This window comes from Brachybacterium sacelli (genome assembly GCF_017876545.1).
Lineage (GTDB): Bacteria > Actinomycetota > Actinomycetes > Actinomycetales > Dermabacteraceae > Brachybacterium > Brachybacterium sacelli.
The window spans coordinates 1543019-1563337 of sequence record NZ_JAGIOD010000001.1 but is presented as its reverse complement, the minus strand read 5'-3'; the positions used below and the strand labels follow the sequence as shown (position 1 = coordinate 1563337).

Annotated in this window: 17 protein-coding genes; 9 read left to right on the top strand and 8 right to left on the bottom strand. The window is 67.6% G+C overall.

Going from position 1 to position 20319, the window contains the following annotated elements:
• Positions 1–6: 6 nt before the first annotated feature.
• From JOF43_RS06890 to JOF43_RS06865, 6 genes are all read right to left on the bottom strand, one after another.
• The gene (locus JOF43_RS06890; protein WP_245354044.1) at positions 7–1254 is read right to left on the bottom strand and encodes an ABC transporter substrate-binding protein; all 1248 of its coding nucleotides are present in this window, start codon (positions 1252–1254) and stop codon (positions 7–9) included.
• A 422-nt stretch (positions 1255–1676) separates the two neighbouring features.
• On the bottom strand, positions 1677–2444 hold the full coding sequence (locus JOF43_RS06885; protein WP_245354043.1) for an SDR family oxidoreductase: 768 nt from the start codon (positions 2442–2444) through the stop codon (positions 1677–1679).
• A complete protein-coding gene (locus JOF43_RS06880; protein WP_209900559.1) occupies positions 2441–3160 on the bottom strand; it encodes a triose-phosphate isomerase in 720 nt (239 codons plus the stop codon). Before JOF43_RS06880 ends, JOF43_RS06885 begins: the two co-directional genes overlap by 4 nt.
• The gene (locus JOF43_RS06875; RefSeq protein WP_209900556.1) at positions 3157–3930 is read right to left on the bottom strand and encodes a sugar phosphate isomerase/epimerase family protein; all 774 of its coding nucleotides are present in this window, start codon (positions 3928–3930) and stop codon (positions 3157–3159) included. Before JOF43_RS06875 ends, JOF43_RS06880 begins: the two co-directional genes overlap by 4 nt.
• 26 nt (positions 3931–3956) lie before the next feature.
• On the bottom strand, positions 3957–5444 hold the full coding sequence (locus JOF43_RS06870; protein ID WP_209900554.1) for an FGGY-family carbohydrate kinase: 1488 nt from the start codon (positions 5442–5444) through the stop codon (positions 3957–3959).
• A gap of 2 nt (positions 5445–5446) precedes the next feature.
• On the bottom strand, positions 5447–5941 hold the full coding sequence (locus tag JOF43_RS06865; RefSeq protein ID WP_209900552.1) for a YjbQ family protein: 495 nt from the start codon (positions 5939–5941) through the stop codon (positions 5447–5449).
• Between the two features lie 117 nt (positions 5942–6058).
• Between JOF43_RS06865 and JOF43_RS06860 the strand changes: the two genes are divergently transcribed.
• Both JOF43_RS06860 and JOF43_RS06855 read left to right on the top strand, forming a co-directional pair.
• Positions 6059–6955, top strand: a complete 897-nt coding sequence (locus JOF43_RS06860; protein ID WP_209900550.1) for a LysR family transcriptional regulator — start codon at positions 6059–6061, stop codon at positions 6953–6955.
• A 130-nt stretch (positions 6956–7085) separates the two neighbouring features.
• Positions 7086–8627, top strand: a complete 1542-nt coding sequence (locus JOF43_RS06855; RefSeq protein ID WP_209900548.1) for an APC family permease — start codon at positions 7086–7088, stop codon at positions 8625–8627.
• A gap of 77 nt (positions 8628–8704) precedes the next feature.
• On the opposite strand, the gene JOF43_RS06850 is transcribed toward JOF43_RS06855, so the two are convergent.
• Both JOF43_RS06850 and JOF43_RS06845 read right to left on the bottom strand, forming a co-directional pair.
• Positions 8705–10057: an SLC13 family permease gene (locus JOF43_RS06850; protein WP_209900546.1), complete on the bottom strand. Its 1353-nt coding sequence runs from the start codon at positions 10055–10057 to the stop codon at positions 8705–8707.
• 58 nt (positions 10058–10115) lie between these two features.
• The gene (locus JOF43_RS06845; RefSeq protein WP_209900544.1) at positions 10116–11489 is read right to left on the bottom strand and encodes an SAF domain-containing protein; all 1374 of its coding nucleotides are present in this window, start codon (positions 11487–11489) and stop codon (positions 10116–10118) included.
• 193 nt (positions 11490–11682) lie between these two features.
• Here JOF43_RS06845 and otnK point away from each other — a divergent pair, with 193 nt between their 5' ends.
• The 7 genes from otnK (at position 11683) to JOF43_RS06810 (ending at position 20254) form a co-directional block, all read left to right on the top strand.
• Positions 11683–12912 (top strand): 3-oxo-tetronate kinase, encoded by a 1230-nt coding sequence (gene otnK / locus JOF43_RS06840; protein ID WP_209900542.1) that lies wholly within the window; start codon positions 11683–11685, stop codon positions 12910–12912.
• On the top strand, positions 12909–13556 hold the full coding sequence (locus JOF43_RS06835; protein ID WP_245354040.1) for a class II aldolase/adducin family protein: 648 nt from the start codon (positions 12909–12911) through the stop codon (positions 13554–13556). Before otnK ends, JOF43_RS06835 begins: the two co-directional genes overlap by 4 nt.
• A gap of 16 nt (positions 13557–13572) precedes the next feature.
• Positions 13573–14355 (top strand): DeoR/GlpR family DNA-binding transcription regulator, encoded by a 783-nt coding sequence (locus JOF43_RS06830; protein WP_209900540.1) that lies wholly within the window; start codon positions 13573–13575, stop codon positions 14353–14355.
• A 304-nt stretch (positions 14356–14659) separates the two neighbouring features.
• Positions 14660–17047, top strand: coding sequence for an ADP-ribosylglycohydrolase family protein (locus JOF43_RS06825; protein ID WP_209900538.1), 2388 nt, complete (start codon positions 14660–14662; stop codon positions 17045–17047).
• A gap of 11 nt (positions 17048–17058) precedes the next feature.
• Positions 17059–18435, top strand: a complete 1377-nt coding sequence (locus JOF43_RS06820) for an ABC transporter substrate-binding protein (RefSeq protein WP_209900537.1) — start codon at positions 17059–17061, stop codon at positions 18433–18435.
• The gene (locus JOF43_RS06815) at positions 18432–19352 is read left to right on the top strand and encodes a carbohydrate ABC transporter permease (RefSeq protein WP_209900535.1); all 921 of its coding nucleotides are present in this window, start codon (positions 18432–18434) and stop codon (positions 19350–19352) included. Before JOF43_RS06820 ends, JOF43_RS06815 begins: the two co-directional genes overlap by 4 nt.
• Positions 19352–20254 carry a carbohydrate ABC transporter permease gene (locus JOF43_RS06810; protein ID WP_209900533.1) on the top strand — a complete coding sequence of 301 codons (903 nt, stop codon included), beginning with the start codon at positions 19352–19354 and terminating at the stop codon, positions 20252–20254. The genes JOF43_RS06815 and JOF43_RS06810 overlap by 1 nt, the downstream gene beginning before the upstream one ends.
• The last annotated feature ends 65 nt before the right edge of the window (positions 20255–20319 follow it).

Here is a 20319-nt window from a genome sequence, read left to right as displayed (position 1 = left end):
CCGCCATCAGCCGACCGCCTCCTGGATCTCGGTCAGGATCTCCTGCGCGGTTCTGTTGCCCTGGAACCCGTCGGTCGCGTACTGGGTGAACTTCGAGTCGACCTCGTTCCAGGTGGGCGTCGTGATCAGCGGCTCGCCGTCGTGCGCGAGGCGCGTCACCGCCGCCACGTTGTCCTCGAGCTTGCCCTCGGCCCATCGCTCCTCCTGCGAGGCGAGGGACGGGAAGGTTCCCCGGGAGTTCGCCACGGCGCCGATCACCTCCGGGGTGGTGATCGTCGCGATCGAGGCGAAGGCGCTCTGCTGATCCTGCGCGTTCGACGCGATCCCGAACCCCGAGCCCTGGATGAGGCCCTTCGCCTCGCCGGTCTCCGATGGGATGATCGCGACGCCCAGGTCATCGCCCAGCGCGTCCTCGTATGCCTGGTACATCCACGGACCGTCGACGTACATCGCCACCTTCCCGTTCATCAGGTCCTGCTGGGAGGCGGGCTCGGAGTCGACGGCGGCCGGAGCGGAGGCGACCTCGTGCTCCACGACGAGGTCGAAGCCGAACTGCATGGCCTCGACGATCTTGGGATCCGTGAGGGTGAGCGCGCCGTCCGTCACGGGGCTCCCACCGTTGGCGAAGCCGACGGACATCCCCAGGTGGACGAGTCCGGCGGAGATCGCCAGCCCGTACTTCTCGCCCGAGGTCAGGGATGTCGCATTGTCGAGGAACTGGTCCATCGAGTAGGTGGTGCCCGGCAGTTCCACGCCTGCGTCCTCGAAGAGTGCTCGGTTGTAGAACAGGACCATCGGCTCCGCGTCGTACGGGATCGCCCGCAGCGAGCCGTCCACCGTCATGCCCGCGATCATCGCCTCGTTGTACTGCGAGAGGTCGACCCCGGCCCCCTCGGCGAGGTCCTCGAGCGGAGCCAGGAGCGCATCCAGCTCCTGGGCCCGGGCCGCCTGCGTCGTGAGCAGGGCCGGAGCATCTCCCGAGGACATGCGGGTCTTCACCTTGGTCCAGTAGTTCTCGAAGCTGGGACCTTCGAGGGTCAGGGCGAACTCGGGGTCGGACTCCTTCGCCGCGTCGATGAACGCCTGCCACTGCGCGCGATCGTTCTCGTTCGAGATCCAGGTGTAGAGGGTCGTCGTGGGGTCCGATCCCCCGCTGCCGCCGCAGGCGGTGAGGGCGGCGAGCGCACCGATGGCCCCGAGCCCGGCGAGCACGGTGCGACGGGACGGGGCCGGTCGCCTCATCACGGACTTCATGTCGCCTCCTCGCGAGGAAGATCGTCGTCGTCTTCGGTCTGTCACGGCGGGTGGACGGAAGGGTCAGACATGGGATGTCTGCCGTGACGCGCGCCACCTTTCCGCAAGACATCGGAGGTGTCAAGAGGACTTTCGAAGTCGACGTTCGAGTCCCGCCGCCCCTTGTGCGCGGTGAGCGCCTGGAACGTGGCACCACGTCGCGTCGGCATCTGCGAGGAGACATCGGAGCACCGCATCGGAGGCCGCGCACGGCGAGCGCAGGGCGTCAGAGAGACGGAAGGGGCGCGGGTGGGAGCGGGTGCACCAGGGCCCCGGGCCCGTGCCGGGCTCCACTCGCATGCGGAAGCGGCGGTCCTGCCGGGACGCGGGCCGAAGCCGCCTCCCCGGCAGGACCGCCACCGCCGACAGCCACCCGGAGGGGATCACACCGCGGTGTACCCGCCGTCAATCACGATCTGCTGACCGGTCAGGTACTCCGAAGCATCCGAGGCGAGGAAGCTGACGAGCCCGGTGAGGTCCTGCGGTGTCGCCATGCGCCCTTGCGGGATCCGCGCTACCCAATCGGCCTCCAGCTCCGGCTCCTGCTCGATGATCTGCCGGGTGAGATCGGTGAGGACGTAGCCGGGCGCGATGGAGTTGACGCGAATTCCGGAGGGCGCCCATTCCACGGCGAGGGACTTGCCCAGGTGGGCGACGGCAGCCTTGGACGAGTTGTACGAAGCCGCCCACTGCGGGACGTTGACGATCAGACCGGACATCGAGGCGATGAGGACCGCGCTACCGGGCAGGCCGGATTCGAGCAGTCCTCGTCCGAACGCCTGAGCCGCGAAGAATGTCCCCGTGAGGTTGACATCGATCACCGCCCGCCAGTCTTCCGCCGACACGTCGATCGAGGGCCCGTTGATCTCGATCCCCGCCGCACTGAGCATCACCTGAGGGACGCCGAGCTCGTCTCCGATCTCGGCGAAGGCGGCGTTCGTGGCCTCCTGGTCGGTCACGTCCAGACGGCGTCCCATCGCGCGCACTCCGTGAAAGTCGGCAATACCGGCCGCAGTCTCCTCGACGGTGTCCAGGAGGTCCAGCAGCGCAACATCCGCACCGTCGGCGGCGAGCGCCTGCGCCACTGTCAGGCCGATGCCTCGAGCTCCGCCTGTGACGACTGCGACGTTCCCCGTGAGATCCGTCCTCATGATTCACTCCTCGTGCTGTCTTCGAATGGTGTGCTTTCCCAGCCCTCCTTGGCAGCAGCGATGAATGCCGCCGCCGCACGGAGGGGGTCTGTCGCGGCGAGCACGCCGCTGGTGGATCCGGTGCCGTCCGCTCCAGAGGCCATGATCGATCGCGCGGCCTCGGGGCTTCCGACGCCCCCAGCATGCATCGCGAGAATCTGGGGGTCCACCTGGTGCAGGGCCTGGTTCACCGAGGGGATCCATGTCCGCTCACCCGCGCCGACCGTGCCGATGAGCTCGGACGGCTCGAGAAGCACGGCGGTCGGTCCGAGTGCGGCGGCGTGAAGGGCTTCGGCATGGGTGCCGGCCACAACGATCGTCCTCAGTCCGATCGACCGGGCTCGCCGCACAGCGGCCGCCAGGGTCCCCTCGTCGAGAGGGGCCGCGTCGTGGTTGAGCATGACGCCGTCCGCACCGGCATCGACGAGTGCCTCCACTGTCACCCGGCCGACGGAGGGCCCCATCTCGTCGACATCCATGCTCTGCGCGAAGACGAGCACCCCCGAATGCAGGTCGGCGACGGGGGCGACCATCACACTGGGCACCGTGAGGACAACGGTGATGCCGTGTCGGCTCGCAGCCGCTCCAGCCGCGAGAGCCAGTTCCTCCAGTGCTCTGCGTCGGAGCAGATTCTTCGGACCGATCTCGAAGAACGGAGCCGTCAGGGGCCGGATCACAGCAGGTCTCGCAGGAATCTCGCGGTGGCGGGCAAGGACTTCTCCGGGTCCCCCTCCGTCGAGCACTCCAGGTTGAGGTATCCGTCGTACCGGATGTCACGCAGGGCCTCGATGATGCTCGGCCAGTCCAGATGGCCGCTGCCCGGGAGCAGTCGGTTGCTGTCCCCGAGATGCACGTGGGCGACCTGGTCACCGGCCCCTCGCAGTGAAGCGGCCGGGTCGCCCTCCTCGATGGACAGGTGGAACAGGTCCGGCAGCAGGCCGGCCTGGGGGTGGGCCGCCTCCTCGATCACGGCGAGATTGTCAATGACGCAGTTGAGGTAACGGCTCTCGTAGCGGTTGATCGGCTCGAGCAGCACGCGGGCCCGTGATCCTTCGACATGGATCAGGAGCTCCCGGTAGAAGGCCACGAACGCGTCACGCTGGTCGGCGGTCAGCTGCTGATACGGGTCGAACAGCGGCAACGGATCCTGCGATCCGTACTCGTACTCGATCTCCATGACGGCACCGATCTCAGCGCATACCTCGGCCGACCGTCGGTACATGTCACGGCACTGTTCGCGCAGTGCTGGATCGAGGGACATGGCCTTTCCGTACACCTCGTCCTGCAGGACGAACTCCACGGGCTTCACTCCGGTGCGCCCCTCGAGGTCGACGAGTTCGGCAGATGAGGCGTCGTTCCAGGTCTCGAGAGGCTCGAAGACCGCGATCGCCTCGTAGCCCCACCGTGCGAGCTTCTCCGCCTTCTCGGTCAGAGAATCACCGGGCACCATGGGAGAAGAGCAGCAGAGTTTCATCATCGGACCTCCGTGTCGTGGGGTGGGAAGAGACGGCCCAGCAGCTCCTGGAACCGTCGATAGCGCTGGTCGCGCACCGGCCCGGCTGAAGCCTCGTATCGCCTACGGGCCGGGGGATTCAGAGAGTTCGCGTCGGTGTGATGGTCGAGCCGTCCGGCGGCGACGAGGGCCAGGACGGCGGCGCCGCGGCAGGTGGCCTCCGGGGCGGCAGGGACGACGATGTCGATTCCGCACACGTCTGCTTTCAGCTGCGTCCAGAACGCGGACGCCGTCCCACCACCGGTCGAGACGATCTCGTGGATCGGCCGCGTGCCCAGGTGCGCGAGGGTGCGGCGCAGCAGATGGGCAACCCCTTCCTCGACCGCGTAGGCCATGTCGATCCCGTCGTGCGCGAAGACGAGGTCGACGAAGGCCCCCTTGGCGTCCTCGAAGTAGTCCGGCGGGTTCACCCCCGTGAGATACGGCAGGAACAGGGGAGCGTGAGCCTCGATGTCGCCCCGCCCGGCGAGCGCCTTCTCGAGCGCTGCGTAGTCCATCCCGCCGAGGCCCGACCGGAGGAACCAGTCGAGGGCTGCCCCTCCCCCGTCCACGCCGTCGAAGAGCACGATGTCCTCCCTCCCGAGCCCTTCGTGGAAGGAGGTGCGACGCTTCTCGTCAAAGGTCCAGTCCGGATCGAGGAGGGAGAGCGAGAGCACGGTGCCCGCCGATTCGCTGACGGCTCCTGGGGCATACGACCCAGTGCCGATCATCGCGCAGAAATGGTCCAGCGCGCCGACGTTGAGTCGATACGAAGCCGCGTTCGGCAGCAGAGCCGTGACCTCGGGGCGGATCGGGCCGGCATCGGTGCCCGCGGGAAGCACCGGAGGCAGGGCCTGTTCCGAGATGCCGCAGTAGTCGAGCATCGGCGCCCAGTACGTCTTGTCCCGGACGTTCCAAAAGTAGGTGAAACCGCGGGTCGTCGCTTCGCCCTGAGCCGCCCCCGTGAACCGACGCACCAGGTCGTCCTTGATCATCAGGACCGAGCTCGCCGTCCCGAGCGACGCCGGTTCGTTCTGGGACAGCCACGAGAGCTTGGATGCGGGCCACGTCGAGGACGGGAACGGTTGACCTGTGACCGCGAAGGCTGCATCGGGGCCGAACTCCTCGGCGATCTCTGCGGCTTGCACCGAGGCCCGGTCGTCGAGCCACGAGAGTCCCGGCCGGACCGGAGAGCCTCGGGCGTCGTTGAGGACGAAGGACTCCGCCTGGCCGGTCAGCACGATCACTGCATCCTCCTGTGCCGACCTCGAGGCCTCGTCGTCGCCGCGCGCGCATTCTCGGATGAGGTCGACGATCGCGCGGAAGAGCCGATCGGGGTCGTACTCGACCCGCAGGCCCTCCCGGTCGTAGACCGCCGGTGTCGTAGCCGCCGCGAGTCGTCTGAGCTCTTCGTCGTACAGCACGACCTTGAGGTTCGTCGTCCCGACGTCGACCGCGTAGATGCGCACGGTCAGCCACCGACGATCTGGAGGTGGATCGTCCGGGTCCGCGACCGGACGCTGTCAAGGTCCCCGAAGTAGACGCGCCCGAACTCGCCCAGCAGCGGCTCCCCGTCGACGATCGGGATGGACTCCGAGCGCCCGAGGATCGAGGAGAGGATGTGCCCGTCGGTGTTCAGACCCCACTCGGGCAGTTCATCGCGCAGATCCGCGGCGTTCTTGACGTGAATCGGGCCGGGATGGAGGTACTGGCCCTCGTGCCGGACGGGTGGTGCGATCCGTGCGAGGACGTTGAGGGTGTCCTGCAGGATCAGCTGGGTGCCGAAATACGTCGTGTCCTCCGACTCCTCCTGGAGCAGCACGCAGCAACTCGTGTGCGGGGTATAGGCCAGGACGATCCCGCGGGAGACCTCACTGGAACGCACGAGTTCGACGACCTCGTCGGTGACGTCGAAGAACTCCTGGCGGGCTGGGGTGGTGCGAGTGATCGAGCTGCTGTGGCTCACAGTGCTGGCCTCCTCCGTAGTCGGGCTGGGGCGACCATCGTGGAGGCACGTGTGGAGTCGCCGGAAAGCCGAAGCTACGATGAGTAGATAAGCAACGGTTATCAATGAGGAGGAGCCGTGTCGTCATTCCCCGGCATCACCCTGCGCCTGCTGCGCTACTTCGCCGTGCTCGGGACGGAGCTCAATTACCGGCACGCGGCGGAGCAGCTCTTCATCACCCAGCCCGCCCTCTCCGGGGCGATCCAGAAGCTCGAACGGCTCGTGGGTGAGCGACTGTTCGATCGCAACACCCGGTCGGTCGCGCTCACCGACATCGGCAGCCAGTGGCTCCCGCACGTCCAGCGAGCGCTCGCCGAAGTCGATGCCGCGCTCGACGCCGGAGCGATGCTGGTGGACGACGCCCCGGTTCGCATCGGTTACCTGATCGGCACGGGAGCAGACCTGCTCTTCGACCTGCTCGAGGGGGCGGAACACGCGTTCCCCGGAGTGACGATCGAGACCCAGGAGTTCGACTTCACCGATCCGAGCGCCGGCCTCGCCTCCGGCGCCGTGGATATCGCACTGCTGCGTCCTCCTGTCGACCTGCCGGGTATCGAGTACGCCGTCGTCGACGAAGAGTCCTGGGTCGCCTGCCTTCCACGGAACCACCGCCTGGCTTCGCGCGGGGAGCTGAGGATCGAAGAGCTTCTCGACGAACCGATCGTGGTGGCCCCGGAGTCCGCCGGAGGGTGGCGCGAGTACTGGTACGCCGCGGACGCCCGTCGCGAGCCCCCGATCATCGCGGCGGAAGCCGCCACCTACGAGGAGGAGACCACCTACGTCTCCCGCGGCGTCGGGCTGAGCTTCACCACCTCCTCGATGGTCCGCCTGTACGACCGGCCGGGCGTCACCTTCGTGCCGATCATCGACCGGCCCGTCAGCTACACCGCACTCGCCTGGGCACCGGAGCGGATCGGGCTGTCCACCGAGCGGCTGCTCGAGCACATGCGTCGACACGTCACCTATCAGCCGTGATCGATAAGCCCCGCTGATCAGTCCATCACGCCTTCGACCTTCCCCGGCAGGAAGCCGCCGAGTTCACTTCTTCGCACGGCCGTTCGCAGAACGGCCTCCGGATCCCCGCGATGAAGCCAGGAGAAGTGTCATGCCCCAGCCCGCGCCCAGCCCGGACCGCTCCCCTGCCCCCGAGACACCGCCGTCCGCGCAGGACGAGGACGCCCGCCTGGCCGAGTTCGGGTACGAGCAGAAGCTCGATCGTTCCGTCGGGAAGATCGCCTCGTTCGCGATCGGTTTCTCGACCATCAGCGCGACCACGGCCGTCTTCTCCGGCTTCGGACCCGGGTATCAGTCCGCCGGAGCGCCATTCATCTGGACGCTGTTCCTCGCCATCCCGGTGTTCCTCCTGTGGACGCTCATCGCTGCCGACATCGCGGCGAAGCTGCCGCTCTCCGGGTATTCGTACCAATGGACCAGCCGCCTCAACGGCTCGACGTTCGGATGGTTCACCGGCTTCGCCGCACTGGTCGGCTGGGTGAGCGGGATGACCAGCCTGGGCTACGTCTTCGCCGGGTATCTCGGCAACGTGCTCGGACTGAGCCTCACTCAGCCTCGCCAGATCCTCATCGCCGTCGGCGTCGTCATCAGCTGCGTCCTGATCAACGCCTATCGCGTGCGCCTGGCGACCTTCATCAACAACATCGGGGTAGGACTCGAGATCCTGGTGACTGTCGGTCTCACCTTGGTGATCGCGGCGATCCTGATCTTCCTGCCCGATCGCGCACAGCCCCTGTCCACGCTGTTCCAGCCGCCGGCGGACGCCTCGGCGACGCCGTACGTCGTCGCGTGGTTCGCCGCGGCGCTCGGTCCGTTCTTCGGCCTCGTCGGGGTCGAAGCCGTCGCCGACGTCGCCGAGGAGACCAAGGATGCACGCCGCGTGATCCCGAGGACCATGTTCAACGCGTTCATCGCGTCCTGCGTGATCGAGTTCGCCATGTATCTCGTCTACGTGCTGGCGATCCGGGACCCGGAGGGGATCGCCGGCTCGTCCGCCCCCATCGACGAAATCATCTCCCAGCAGCTCGGGCCTGGCTTCTCGAAGCTGGTGATCGCCATCGCCCTGACCAACATCCTCGTGTGCCTCCTGGCGAACGTCCTGGTCGGCACGCGACTGCTCTACTCGTTGTCGCGGGACAACATGATGCCCTTCTCGCGCTCACTGCGTCATATCGCCCCGAAGCGGAAGGTTCCTTCCACGTCGGTCCTCACGTTGGGCGCCGTCTCCGTCCTGCTCCTGCTGTCCGCACTCGTGAACGAGCGGGCCTTCAACTACTTCCTGGGGATCGCGACGCTGGCCTTCTTCACCTGCTACGTGCTGCAGACCATCGCCCTGATCATCGCGTCGTTCCGCGGCCGCATCCCAGAAGCCGATCCCGGAACTTTCAACCTCGGTCGAGCGCGCCTCCCGTTGCTCTTCATCAGCCTGGCAGTCTTCCTGATCGTCGAGGCCGCACTGATTCTCCTGCCTGCGTTCGCGGGCAATTGGATGGTCTTCGCGGGGTTCATGGCACTGGCCGCCCTCTGGTGGGTCACCGCGCTGCGTCAGCGGCTTCGCACTGGGAGGGCCGGCCCCTACTACGCCACGGAGCATCCTGACGCCGCGCCGCTGCCCATGGCCGAGATCGGGTGACTCCACGACCGGGGACTCGCCACGAGTGAGCCGTCCCGTGCGATGTCCCGGCGTTCGCCGGCGCTGTCACCTGCGAACTACCCCGCGACCGCGAACGGCACCACCATCGTCGCCAGGGTGACGACCGGTCCGATGATGACCATGGACAGGCCCCAGCGGGTGAGGTTCCGGTTCACCGTGGCGCGATGCTCCTCCACGGTGGAGGCCACGATCGTCGCGCCGGTGGTGCCGAACGGTGCGCAGTCCACGAGGGAGGCGGAGATCGCCAGGGCGTAGATGAAGCCGGTCATCTCCAACCCGCCTCCGGGGACCAGCAGCGGCACCGCGAGCGGGACCAGGGCGCCGATGATGCCGATCGTCGAGGCGAAGGCGGAGACCAGGGCCCCGACCACACAGATCACCAGGGCGGCGATCAGCGGGGAGCTGACGGACCTGGCCGCCTCGCCGAGCTGATCGATGGCGCCGAGGCGGGTGAGCACCCCGACGTAGGTGATGATGCCACCGAGCAGCAGGATCGTGCTCCAGTCGATCCGCTTCATCGCCGTCTTGCCGATCGTCGGATCGATCAGGGCGATCACCACGGCGATGGTCAGAGCCACCACGCCCAGGTTGATGTCCACCTCGGCGAGGGTCAGTAGGAAGAACGAGATGACCAGCAGCGGGATCGAGACCAGCACCAGCAGCTGCATCGCCGCGAGCGGTGCGCGCTCCGTGGTCGCGGGGGCCTCGACGTGCTGTGCCACGGCGACGCCCCCGCCCCCGCTGCCGTCGCCGCTTCCGGTGGCAGAGTCGGAACCGGACGTCCGGGTCGCGTCGGCCGCGCGGGCTCGGCCGAGCAGCTCGCGACCGCCGAACAGGAAGAAGGCGACGGCGACGACCAGGGCGTTGATGCCGATGGACAGCGCGAACATCAGGCCGGGGTTGTACGGGATGTCCGCGGAGCGAGCCACGGACATGACCGTGATGCCCACGATGCTCGTCGGCGCGAGCGCACCGCCGACGATGGCCGAGCTCATGGCGATGCCCATCATGGTGGAGTTGATCCGATGGCTGTGGGCGAGCGACATGGCGATCGGCACCACCGCGAAGGCGGCGTGCGAGGTGCCCAGGCAGGCGACGAGCGTGGCGACGGCCCAGAGACCCCACGGCAGCAGCGCGACGCGGTCCCCGATGAGTGCCAGGGAGCGGTCCACCAGCCAGTCGATCGTCCCGGTCTCGTGGGCGAGGCCGAAGAGGTAGGTGATCCCCAGCAGGATGATGAGGGCGTCGACGGGGAACCCGCCCAGCACGTCCTCGAGCCCCTCCCCCACGACGAAGATGCCGACGATGAAGGAGAAGACGAGGGCGAGGGCGCCCATGTGGACGTTGCGCAGGGCGGAGATCGCGAAGACGGCGACCAGTCCGATGAGGGCGATGATCTCGATGCTCATGCGAGCCTCCTTCGGCTCTGAGGGATCGTGCGGGACGTCCGAGAGGGGATGTGGGGCGTCATCGCGTCACGTCTCGGGTCGCAGGGGTCAGGGCGCGGCCTTCGCGGTGGAGGTCGCGGGCGAGAGGGTCGAGCCCCTCGACGTCGCTCTCGCGGATCAGCTCTCCGGCGGGTACGTCTCGCACCAGACGCGCCCCGTCCAGGAGGTAGTAGGCGGCCGCCTCGGTGCTCACGCCCAGCATCACGGGTGCGGCACCGTCGATCTCGTGGTGGTGACCGCGCACCGCGAGCACGTCACCCTTGGGCAGATCGCGGACCGCGCGGGCGGCGAGCACCGTCGTCGCTCGGGGCGACGGAGCGGGAGCTCGATCGACCGCGGCGTGCACGGTCAGCGGGGTCTCCACCCCCATGTAGTGGTAGGGCCAGTAGACACAGGCGTATCGGCCATCGCGGCTGAGCACATGCCCCTTCGCGCGGAGCACCTCCCAGGTCACGGGGTCGCCGGTGCGGACCACGGCGAAGACCCCGCCCGCGAAGCTCGCCTCGCCGGGCAGCCGCAGAGCGCTGAACACGTCGACGGCGCCGTCGGTGCCGACGAGTCCGCCGTGCTCGCGGGAGGCGTAGATGTCGGCCAGCTCGTCGATGCGCGCGACCGGGTAGTGCATCGCCTCGGTGTCCGCCGAGGCGCCCGTGCGCATGGCGACGACGGTCATCTCGCAGGAGTCGGCCGCGGCGGCGCGTTTGAGCTCAGAGGCCGCCTGGGCGCGCTGCTCCAGCGTCTCGTGGACATCGTCACCGAGGGTGAGCAGGTCCCGCAGCGAGGGCGCGTCGATCGTCTCGCCCGCCTGGGTGAGCTTCCCGCTCACGGGGTCGAACTGCAGGTCGTACTCCCCCGCCTTGCCGATGGCGACGATGTCGAGCCCCACCGCCGACACCCAGTCGAGCATGCGCAGCAGGTTCGCGGGCTGATCGCCGTCACCGGGGAGATAGCTGAGACCACCGGCCACAGCGCGGGCGTGGAGGGCGACTCCCGCGACCGTGTCCACCTCCTTGCTGACCATGACCACGTGCGTGTCGTTGTCAATGGCGGCGGCGGCATAAGCCGTTCCCTGGGGCACCTTCCCGCATGCCTCCACGAGCACATCGAGCACGCCCCACGCGATCGCGTCAGCGCTTCTCACCAGGGCGATGCCGCCGTCGGCGACGATCTGGGCGGTGCGCGTGGGCGCCTCGGAGACGAGGGCTCGCGCGGCGAGGCCGAGCTCGGTGAGCATGGCGAGCACCCCGTCGACGTCAGGATCGACCAGCACCGCCGGGATGAGCTCGGGAGTACGGGTGACCTGGGCGAGGAAGGTGCGGCCGTACCCACCGTTCGCGCCGGTGAGCGCAACGCGGATCGGCGATCGGTCGCGGTCGGGATGTGGAAGGAGCACCGTCGGCCCTCACTGTCGTGGTGGATGGATCAAGACCGGGACAACACTGGCAGAGATTCCAGGAATGTCAACTATCGAACCGCAGATTCACACTGATCCGTAGAGGTGTGAGAGGATCGGCGGGACCTCGTAGCCGGCTCGGCTCGAGTGACCGATGGTTCACGGGCACACAGTCCGCCAGAGAGGAGACGCCATGCTCGGAGCAGTGGCCGACGACTTCACAGGCGCGACGGATCTGGCGATGATGCTGCGCGCTTCGGGACATCGGGTGCTCGTCACGATCGAGGACTCCGAGCTCTCCCCGGAGCAGCTGCGCACGGTCGATGCCGTGGTGATCGCCCTGAAGACTCGCACCGCACCGGTCGCCGAGGCGGTGGCCCGCTCACGTGCCGCCCTGGCCAGGCTGCAGCGCTGGGGTGCCGAGCAGTTCTACGTGAAGTACTGCTCCACCTTCGACTCGACCGATCAGGGCACCATCGGCCCGATCCTCGACGCCGCCCTCGAGATGCTTCATGCGCCGCGCAGCGTCGTGGTCCCCGCGCTTCCGGCCAACGGCCGTCGGGTCCGCGAGGGATATCTCTACGTCGGCGAGGACCTGCTCGAGAACTCGTCGATGCGGCACCATCCCCTCACTCCCATGACGCGGTCGCGGGTGGCCGACCTGCTCCGCCCGCAGAGCGTCCACGACGTCACCGAGATCCATCGCGGCCGCATCGCGGGCGGCGAGGCGTCCCTGCGCACCGCGCTCGATGCCGCCGACGCTCCGTACATCGTCCTCGACACGGAGGACGACGAGGACCTGCGCACCATCGGCGCAGCGGTCGCCGACGACGTCCTGGTCTCCGGCGGATCAGGCCTGGCTCTGGGAATGCCGGGGCCGACGGCCAGCGACGAGGACTGGCACGCACCCGATCCCGGGCGGCGCGTCGTGCTGTGCGGCAGCGTCTCCTCCCGGAGCCTCGCTCAGATCGAGCACGCCTCCCGCAACCAGCCCGTGCACGTGATCGACGTGCTAGCCGCCGCCGACGACACCGCTGCCGCCGCAAAGCAGGTCAGCGGCTGGATCGAGGACCAGCCCCAGGACGCGATCCCCGTGGTCTGCGCCGCCCGTTCCCGCGACGACATCCTGCGTCCCGAGGAGCGTCTCGACCCGGCCGCCACCGTCGAAGCCGTCATCGCTGCCGTAGCTGCGCAGCTCGTCGGCTCCGGTCGCAGCGCCGCGCTCATCGTCGCGGGCGGCGAGTCCAGCGGAGCGGTCGTCGGCGCACTGGGCGCCACCGCACTGCGCATCGGGCCCGAGATCGCCCCCGGGGTGTGCTGGTCGCTCACCGCATCCGGCGACCGCACCGTCGCGCTCGCACTGAAGAGTGGGAACTTCGGGAGCACCGACCTGTTCACGTCGGCATGGGAGGCCCTGCGATGACCGTGATGGACGACCTCATCGCCGCCGGGCGCGCCCTCGTCGACGCCGGCCTCAGCCCGGGCACCTCCGGCAACATCTCGGCCCGCGACGGCGACCGCCTCCTCGTCTCCGGCACCGGGGCGCCGCTCGGCGCGCTCGACCCCTCGGACTTCGCCGTGGTCTCCCTGGGCGGCACCGTCCTGGGCGGCGCGAAAGCCTCCAAGGAGACGCCGCTGCATCTCGGCTTCTACGGTCGCAGCAGCGGGAATCACGCCGTGGTCCACGTCCACTCCCCGCAGGCGACCGCGTTCTCCTGCACCGAGCCGTGGAGCCGGGCAAGTGCGATCCCGCCGCTGACGCCGTACTTCGTCATGCGGGTGGGCAGCACCCCGCTGCTGCCCTACCGGATGCCGGGGTCCCCACAGCTCGGCGACGACGTGCTCGAGGCCCCCGGTGAATTCCGGGCCGCACTGCTGGCGAACCATGGATCCGTGGTGGCGGGCATCAGCCTCCCCGATGCCGTCGAACGGGCCGTCGAAGTGGAGGAGGCGTGTCGGATCGCCCTGCTCACCGCCAGTGCCCCGCGCCGCGAACTGACCGACGAGCAGACGGCGGATCTGTCGCAGCGGTGGCAGAGCCCGTGGACGACGCCGACCGTAGACTGACGCAGGAGGTGGGACCGTGGGAACTTCGCCCCTGATACCCGAGCAGCGACGACAGCACATCCTGGATCTGCTGCGCACCGACGCTGTCCTCAGCTACCGGCAGCTGACGGAGCAGCTCGGCGTCAGCCAGATGACCGTGCGCCGGGACGTCGCCGCGCTCGACGACCAAGGGCGTGCCCGGGCCACCCAGGGTGGCGTCGCCGCCCTCGCGCGCCTCCTCGAGGAGCCGCCCCGCTCCGCCAAGGCGGAGGCCAATATGGCCGCGAAGTCCGCGATCGCCGCGGCCGCCGCGGAGACCGTCACGGACTCGATGACGCTCTACCTCGACGCCGGCACCACCATCCAAGCCATGCGGCCACTGCTGGAGGACCGCCGCGACCTCACGGTGGTCACCAACGACCTCGGCACCGCCGGCGCCTTCCTCGATCATCCCTGCGTCGACCTGATCTGTGTGGGCGGGCGGGTCGACGTCGCGAACCAGTCGATGATCGGGCGCCTGGCCGCCCTCACCCTCGGGGAGCTCTCGGTCGACATCGCGTTCATCTCCTCGAGCTCCTGGGACGCCCGGCACGGCATCACCACCCCCATGGAGGCGAAGATCGACGCCAAGCGCGCCGCGATGGCGAGCGCCACCACCTCGGTGCTCCTCGCCGACTCCGCGAAGTTCGGTCACTTCGCGAAGTACCGCGTCGCCCCGCTCGGCGAGTTCCGCTCGATCATCACCGACTCGTCGCTGCCGGAAGAGGACGCGGCCGGCGTGCGTGACCTCGGTGTCGAGGTCGTCATCGCGCGCGGCTGACTGGTGCGGGACCCGGCGTCGTCACGGCCACGCGAAGTGTCGGCACCGGCAGAGTGCAGGACGTCGCGTCGTCGCATGGAGTGCCCGCGGAGCCCCAATGGCCAGGGACTCAGTGCGGTCGTCCAGCCGGCGGCCCGATGAGTCCGAGCGGGCAGATTGCGCTCAGGGGGTTGCGTACATCACACAGCGCTCCTAGGGTGTTCCGAACTATCTACGCGAGTAGAACCACCGGCACTCCATGGGCGAAGCGGCTGCATGGAGTTGATCTACACGAGTAGATGCATCCGTGAGGCGAGGACCATACATGCACGAACCACAGGATCTTCGGCGTCGAGCCACGCGCGCTGATGTCGCCCGCGCTGCCGGCACGTCCACCGCTGTCGTCAGCTACGTCATCAACGATGGCCCGCGCCCCGTCGCCCCCGACACCCGCAGGAAGGTGCTCGAAGCGATCGAGCAGACGGGGTACCGCCGGAACCCCATCGCAGGCGCCCTCGCCTCAGGGAAGACGCGGACGCTCGGCCTCGTCGTCCCGGATATCGAGAATCCGTTCTTCGCGGCTCTCGCCAAGCAGCTCGAGACGACGGCTCTCCTCAACGACCACACCCTCCTCCTCGCAAACAGCGGGGAGTCCTCCGACCACGAGGCGATGCTCGTCGCCAAGCTCGTCGAGCGGCGAGTGGACGGCGTGATGGTCGCACCCGTCGGGCCCTCCATCGAGAAGATCATCGAATCGGCGGCAGGTGCACCGGTCGTCATCCTGGATCGCCGTGCCACCGACGCGCGGATCGGCGAGGTCACGATGGACAACCGCCTCATGTCCATGCTCGCTACACAGCACCTGGTCGAGCACGGGCGCTCGCGCCACGCGATCATCACCGGCAAGCGCGAACTGCCCACTGCAGTGGACCGTGTCGCGGGGTGGCACCTCGCGCTCCATGCTGCAGCACTCGACGTCCGGGAGTCCGCCGTCTCCTGGGCCTCATTCACCAAGGACGGAGGTTATCGAGCTGCCGGGAGCCTGCTCGATGGCGGTGTGGACTTCGACGCCCTGTTCACGGGCAACGAGGAGCAGGGAATCGGCGCGCTCCGAGCTCTGCAGGAGCGTGGGATCGACGTCCCCGCGGATGTCTCCGTCATCGCCGTGGACGGCACCGACGCCTCGGCGTTCACCTACCCCGCTCTGACATCGATCCGTCAGCCGTTCGAGCAGATCGCGTCCACCGCCATCGAGCGCATCCTCGACCCGAACTCGCCGCAGACCGTCACGATCGAGTCCTACGAGCTGGTCAGACGCGAATCCTGCGGGTGCTACCCCCTCCGAACCCCGGACCGTGCACCGCATATCGCCTCCACCCATGCCCCCACCAGAACCCGCACCAAAGGAGAAGCCATGAGCGAGGACGCAACCACCCGCGACTCGATCCTGAACGAGCTCGACCAACTGGAACAGACCGGCTATGACGTCGCCGCGCTCCGCACCGTCAGCGATGAGACCCACCTCGCGTCCGCGACCTGGGACTCATTCATGGACGAAGCGCAGAAGCTGCCCCAGTCCAACTTCCCGTACGACGAACCGAGCGATCTGAAGCAGATCGAGGAGCAGCTCGACGCCGATCTCTCGGTGACGCTGGACATTCCGGGGAACCTGACGGATCGTCTTGTCGCCGCCTGGCGCGGACGCGTCTGCGGGAACATGCTCGGCAAGCCCGTCGAGTACGGGGTGTACTGGACCCGCTCCCGCATCAAGGAGTATCTCGAGGCAGCCGGCGCCTATCCGCTCCGCGACTACGTGCCCGCGCCCGACGGTCTGCGCGAGCAGTACGAGCTGCGCGAGGACAACTGGGAGCAGACCACTCTCGGTCGCATCGACGGCTCCGCCCGGGACGACGACGTGGATTACACGCTCCTTGGTCTGCACATCCTCGAGGAGTACGGCACCGAATTCACCAGTGCCGACGTCGCGACCGAGTGGATGACGCGCCTGCCCTTCCACCAGACCTACACCGCAGAGCGTGCCGCCTACCGCAACCTCGTCGAGGAGCGCGGTGTCGAGGAGGCCGGCGCCTACCGCAACCCGTACCGGGAGTGGATCGGTGCGCTCATCCGCGGCGATGTCTTCGGCTACATCAATCCGGGTGACCCGGCCGGTGCCCTGCGGCTCTCCTACAAGGATGCCTACCTCTCACACCGGGCGAACGGCATCTACGGCGAGCAGTGGGCTGCCGCCCTCCTCTCCCTCGCCCTCTCCATGGACGATGTCCACGAGGTCTTCGCCCGCTCCCTCGACTACGTCCCCCGGGGGAGCAGGATCCACGAGGCGCTCACCCGCGTCCATCGCATCCGGAACAACGGCGGTACCTGGGAGGAGGCCCTCGACGACGCCGATCACGCCTGGAGCGGCTACCACTGGGTCCACACCGTCAACAATGCCGCGATCATCGCGGCGGCCCTCCTGTGGGGCGAGGGCGACTTCTCCGCGAGCATCGGACTCACGGTCCAAGGCGGGAAGGACACCGACTCGAACGGCGCGACGGTCGGCAGCATCCTCGGCGCGCTGAGCGGCACCGCCGGCATCCCCTCCCGGTGGACCGACCCCATCAATGACCACGTGCGCTCTGCCGTGTTCGGCTTCGAGAACTCCTCGATCCCCGACCTCGCCCGACGCACCGAAGACCTCATCACAAGGTGACGTGAACTCCTATGGCCAAGCCAACGTTCAGTCGAAGAAGCCTGGCGTTACTCGCTCCCACCGCGGCACTCACCGCCGGCCTCAGCGGGTGTGTGCAGGGCTCCGCCACGCGAAGCACCGGGAACGGCCTTTCACTGTGGCTGACTTTCACCGACAACAATCAGCGCGACCACTACCAGGAAAATTTCGTCGCACCATTCAATGAGCAGACGACGGGGGTGCCGCTCAGCCTCACCATCCGGGGCGACGACGACGCCCTCCAGAGGCTCCAGCGCACAGCGATCGCGTCGGGGTCCGGGCCGGACCTCGTGTACACGGCTGGTCCTTCCTACGGACTCGAGTTCGTCAATGCTGAGCGGTTCACGTCCCTGGACTCGTACGCCGAGAAAAACTCCTGGCAGGACAAGGTGCTGCCCTGGGCGTACGAAGCCGGTGTTCTCCAAGGGCACAATTACATGGTCCCCACCTCGTACGAAACGATGATCATGGTGTACAACGCCGCGGTCTTCGAGGAGAAGGGCTGGGACATCCCGACGAACCGGGAAGAGTTCGAAGCATTCGCGGCTGCGGCGAAGGACGCTGACATGATGCCGGTCGGCATCGGCGCCGGCGACTGGGCCGCAGCCACCGAATGGCTGGTCAGCTCCTTCATGAACCACGCCGCGGGTCCAGAAGCGGTCCATGACGCTCTCACCGGCAGTATCGGCTGGGACGACCAGCGGATCATCGACTCGATAGCCCTGTTGAAGGACTACTTCGACCAGGGATGGATCGGCGGAGGCGTCGAGTCCTACTTCACCAACCACGAGGCGGACCTCTGGATCGGACTCGTCAACGGCACCGTCGGGTGCTTGTTCATCGGCAGCTGGGCCTTCTCTGCCATGGCCCCGTACTTCAACGACGAGGCGGGCAATGACGACCAGTGGGACTGGGCACCGATCCCCCAGTTCGGGGACGTGACCACGAAGGACCTGTACGCCATGGGCGTCGGATCGACCATCTCCGTCAACTCGGACTCCCCCCGAGCCGACGAGGCCGCCGAGTACCTCGATTTCCTCATCCAAGATCCACGTGCTCAGCTCCGCAGTGTCGCTGACGTCTCCAGCCAGCCTCTCCCCCTCCATTACGAGCCCGACGACTATCCAGGTGACATCGACGCCAGAGTGCGCCGCCTGTACGACTCCATCGACGCGACGGATCGGATCGGTTTCCTCTCGTGGACGTTCTGGCCACCGCGCAGCGGCGTCTACACCTACGAGGAGATGGACCGTGTCATCATCGGCCAGCTCTCCCCGGAGGAGTACTGCAAGGGTCTGGATGAGCTGTTCCAGGAGGAGTACGAGGGCGGCAAGGTGCCACCGATCCCGGATTGGCAGGTCGAGCCATGACGGCGACCGCCCCGCCCCATACCGTCGCGCAGAATGAGGACCGTCGACGGGTCGCGGCGGCCCGCCGCCGGCGAAAGGCCCTCACCGGGTGGGCGTTCCTCGCTCCTCTGCTGGCGCTGAACGTCTTCGTCATCGGCGGCCCGGGCGTCATGAGCCTGGTCTACTCGTTCACCGATTGGACGGGCATCGGGCCGGCCCATTTCGTCGGCCTGCAGAACTACCTGCGCCTGTTCACCGATGACAAGTTCCTCCAGGCTCTCGTCAACAACATCTGGTGGATGCTCTTCTTCCTCATCGTGCCCGTCGGGCTGGCCCTCGCCGCCGCATTCCTCCTGTCCCGCACGACCCGCGGGCAAATGGCCTTCCGGGTCATCTTCTTCATCCCCTACACCCTCGCCACCATCGTGGTCGCCACCATCTGGGAGAACATCTACTCCCCCGTCTACGGCATCACCGCGGTCCTCGGCCTGGACATCAATGTCCTCGGCAATACGTCGACGGCGCTGCCCGGAGTCGCCGTCGCCAACACGTGGCAGTGGTGGGGCTACCTCATGGTCGTGTTCATCGCCGCCATGGCGAGCGTGAACCCGTCCCTCTACGAGGCAGCGAAGCTCGATGGAGCCAGCGGGTTCCAGCAGTTCCTCCACATCACGATCCCCGGGATCCGCCCGACGCTCGTGTTCATGGGCCTCATGACGATCATCTGGTCGTTCCTGGTCTTCGACTACATCTACATCATGACGGGAGGCGGGCCCGCCGGTTCGACCGAGGTCGTCGGCTCACTGCTGTACACCACGGCCTTCTCGACCTACGAGGCCGGCTACGCGGCAGCGATGGGCATCGTGCTCGCTCTGATCAGCACCACCGTGATCTGCGCTTACCTCGGCCTTCGCAGGTGGAGGGGATGGGACATCTGATGAGCACCGACACCTTGCACGCCGCAGCCGTGCCTTCGGCACCGGCACCAGAGTCAGGACCAGCGCGGGCGAAGACCCACGTCAGCGGCGCCGCCGTCGCACGGTACGTCGTCCTGGTGATCCTGGCCCTGATCTGCCTCACCCCGCTCTACCTCTTCCTCACGGAGTCCCTCAAGTCCCAGGCGGAGCTCGCTGCCAACCCGATCGGACTGCCCCGGGAGTGGAGGTGGAGCAACTTCGCCGAGGCGTGGACGACGGGCCGCATCGGTAGTGGACTGCTGAACTCCCTGATCATCGTTACCGGCACAGTGCTACTGGTCGTGGTCGTCTCGAGCCTGGCCGCGTACGCGATGGCCCGGCTCCAGGTGGCAGGGTCCTCCGGGGTGTTCGTCTACCTCCTGGTCGCAGCATCGCTCCCGATCCAGTTGTTCCTCGTCCCGCTGTTCTACTTGATGGCGCAGGTGCACCTGTACGACACCCACCTCGGCCTGATCCTGATCCACGCCGCCGTCTTCTCGCCGTTCGCGACGCTTCTGCTGCGCTCCTTCATGATCGACATCCCGAAGGACTTCGAGGAAGCAGCCCGGATCGACGGGGCGAACGAGCTGACGGTGTTCGCTCGAATACTCCTGCCGATGGCATGGCCCGGGGTGATGACCGTCGCTCTGACGGTGGCACTGCAGTCGTACAACGAGTTCCTGCTCGCCGTGACGTTCATCCAGTCCGACGAGTTCCTGCCGGTCTCCAGCGCGATGTTCAACTTCAAGCAGGGCTTCACGCAGGACTACAGCCTGATCAGCGCTGCCGGCGTCATCATGGCTGCACCGATGATCATCGGGTTCCTTCTCATGCAAAGGAAGTTCATGGACGGGCTGACTTCCTCAGGCCTCGGAGGGAACTGACCACGGCACTCCGTGCCCGCGACCTCCCGAGCATCGATCGTCGTCGCGCTCCTCACCGGGAGCGC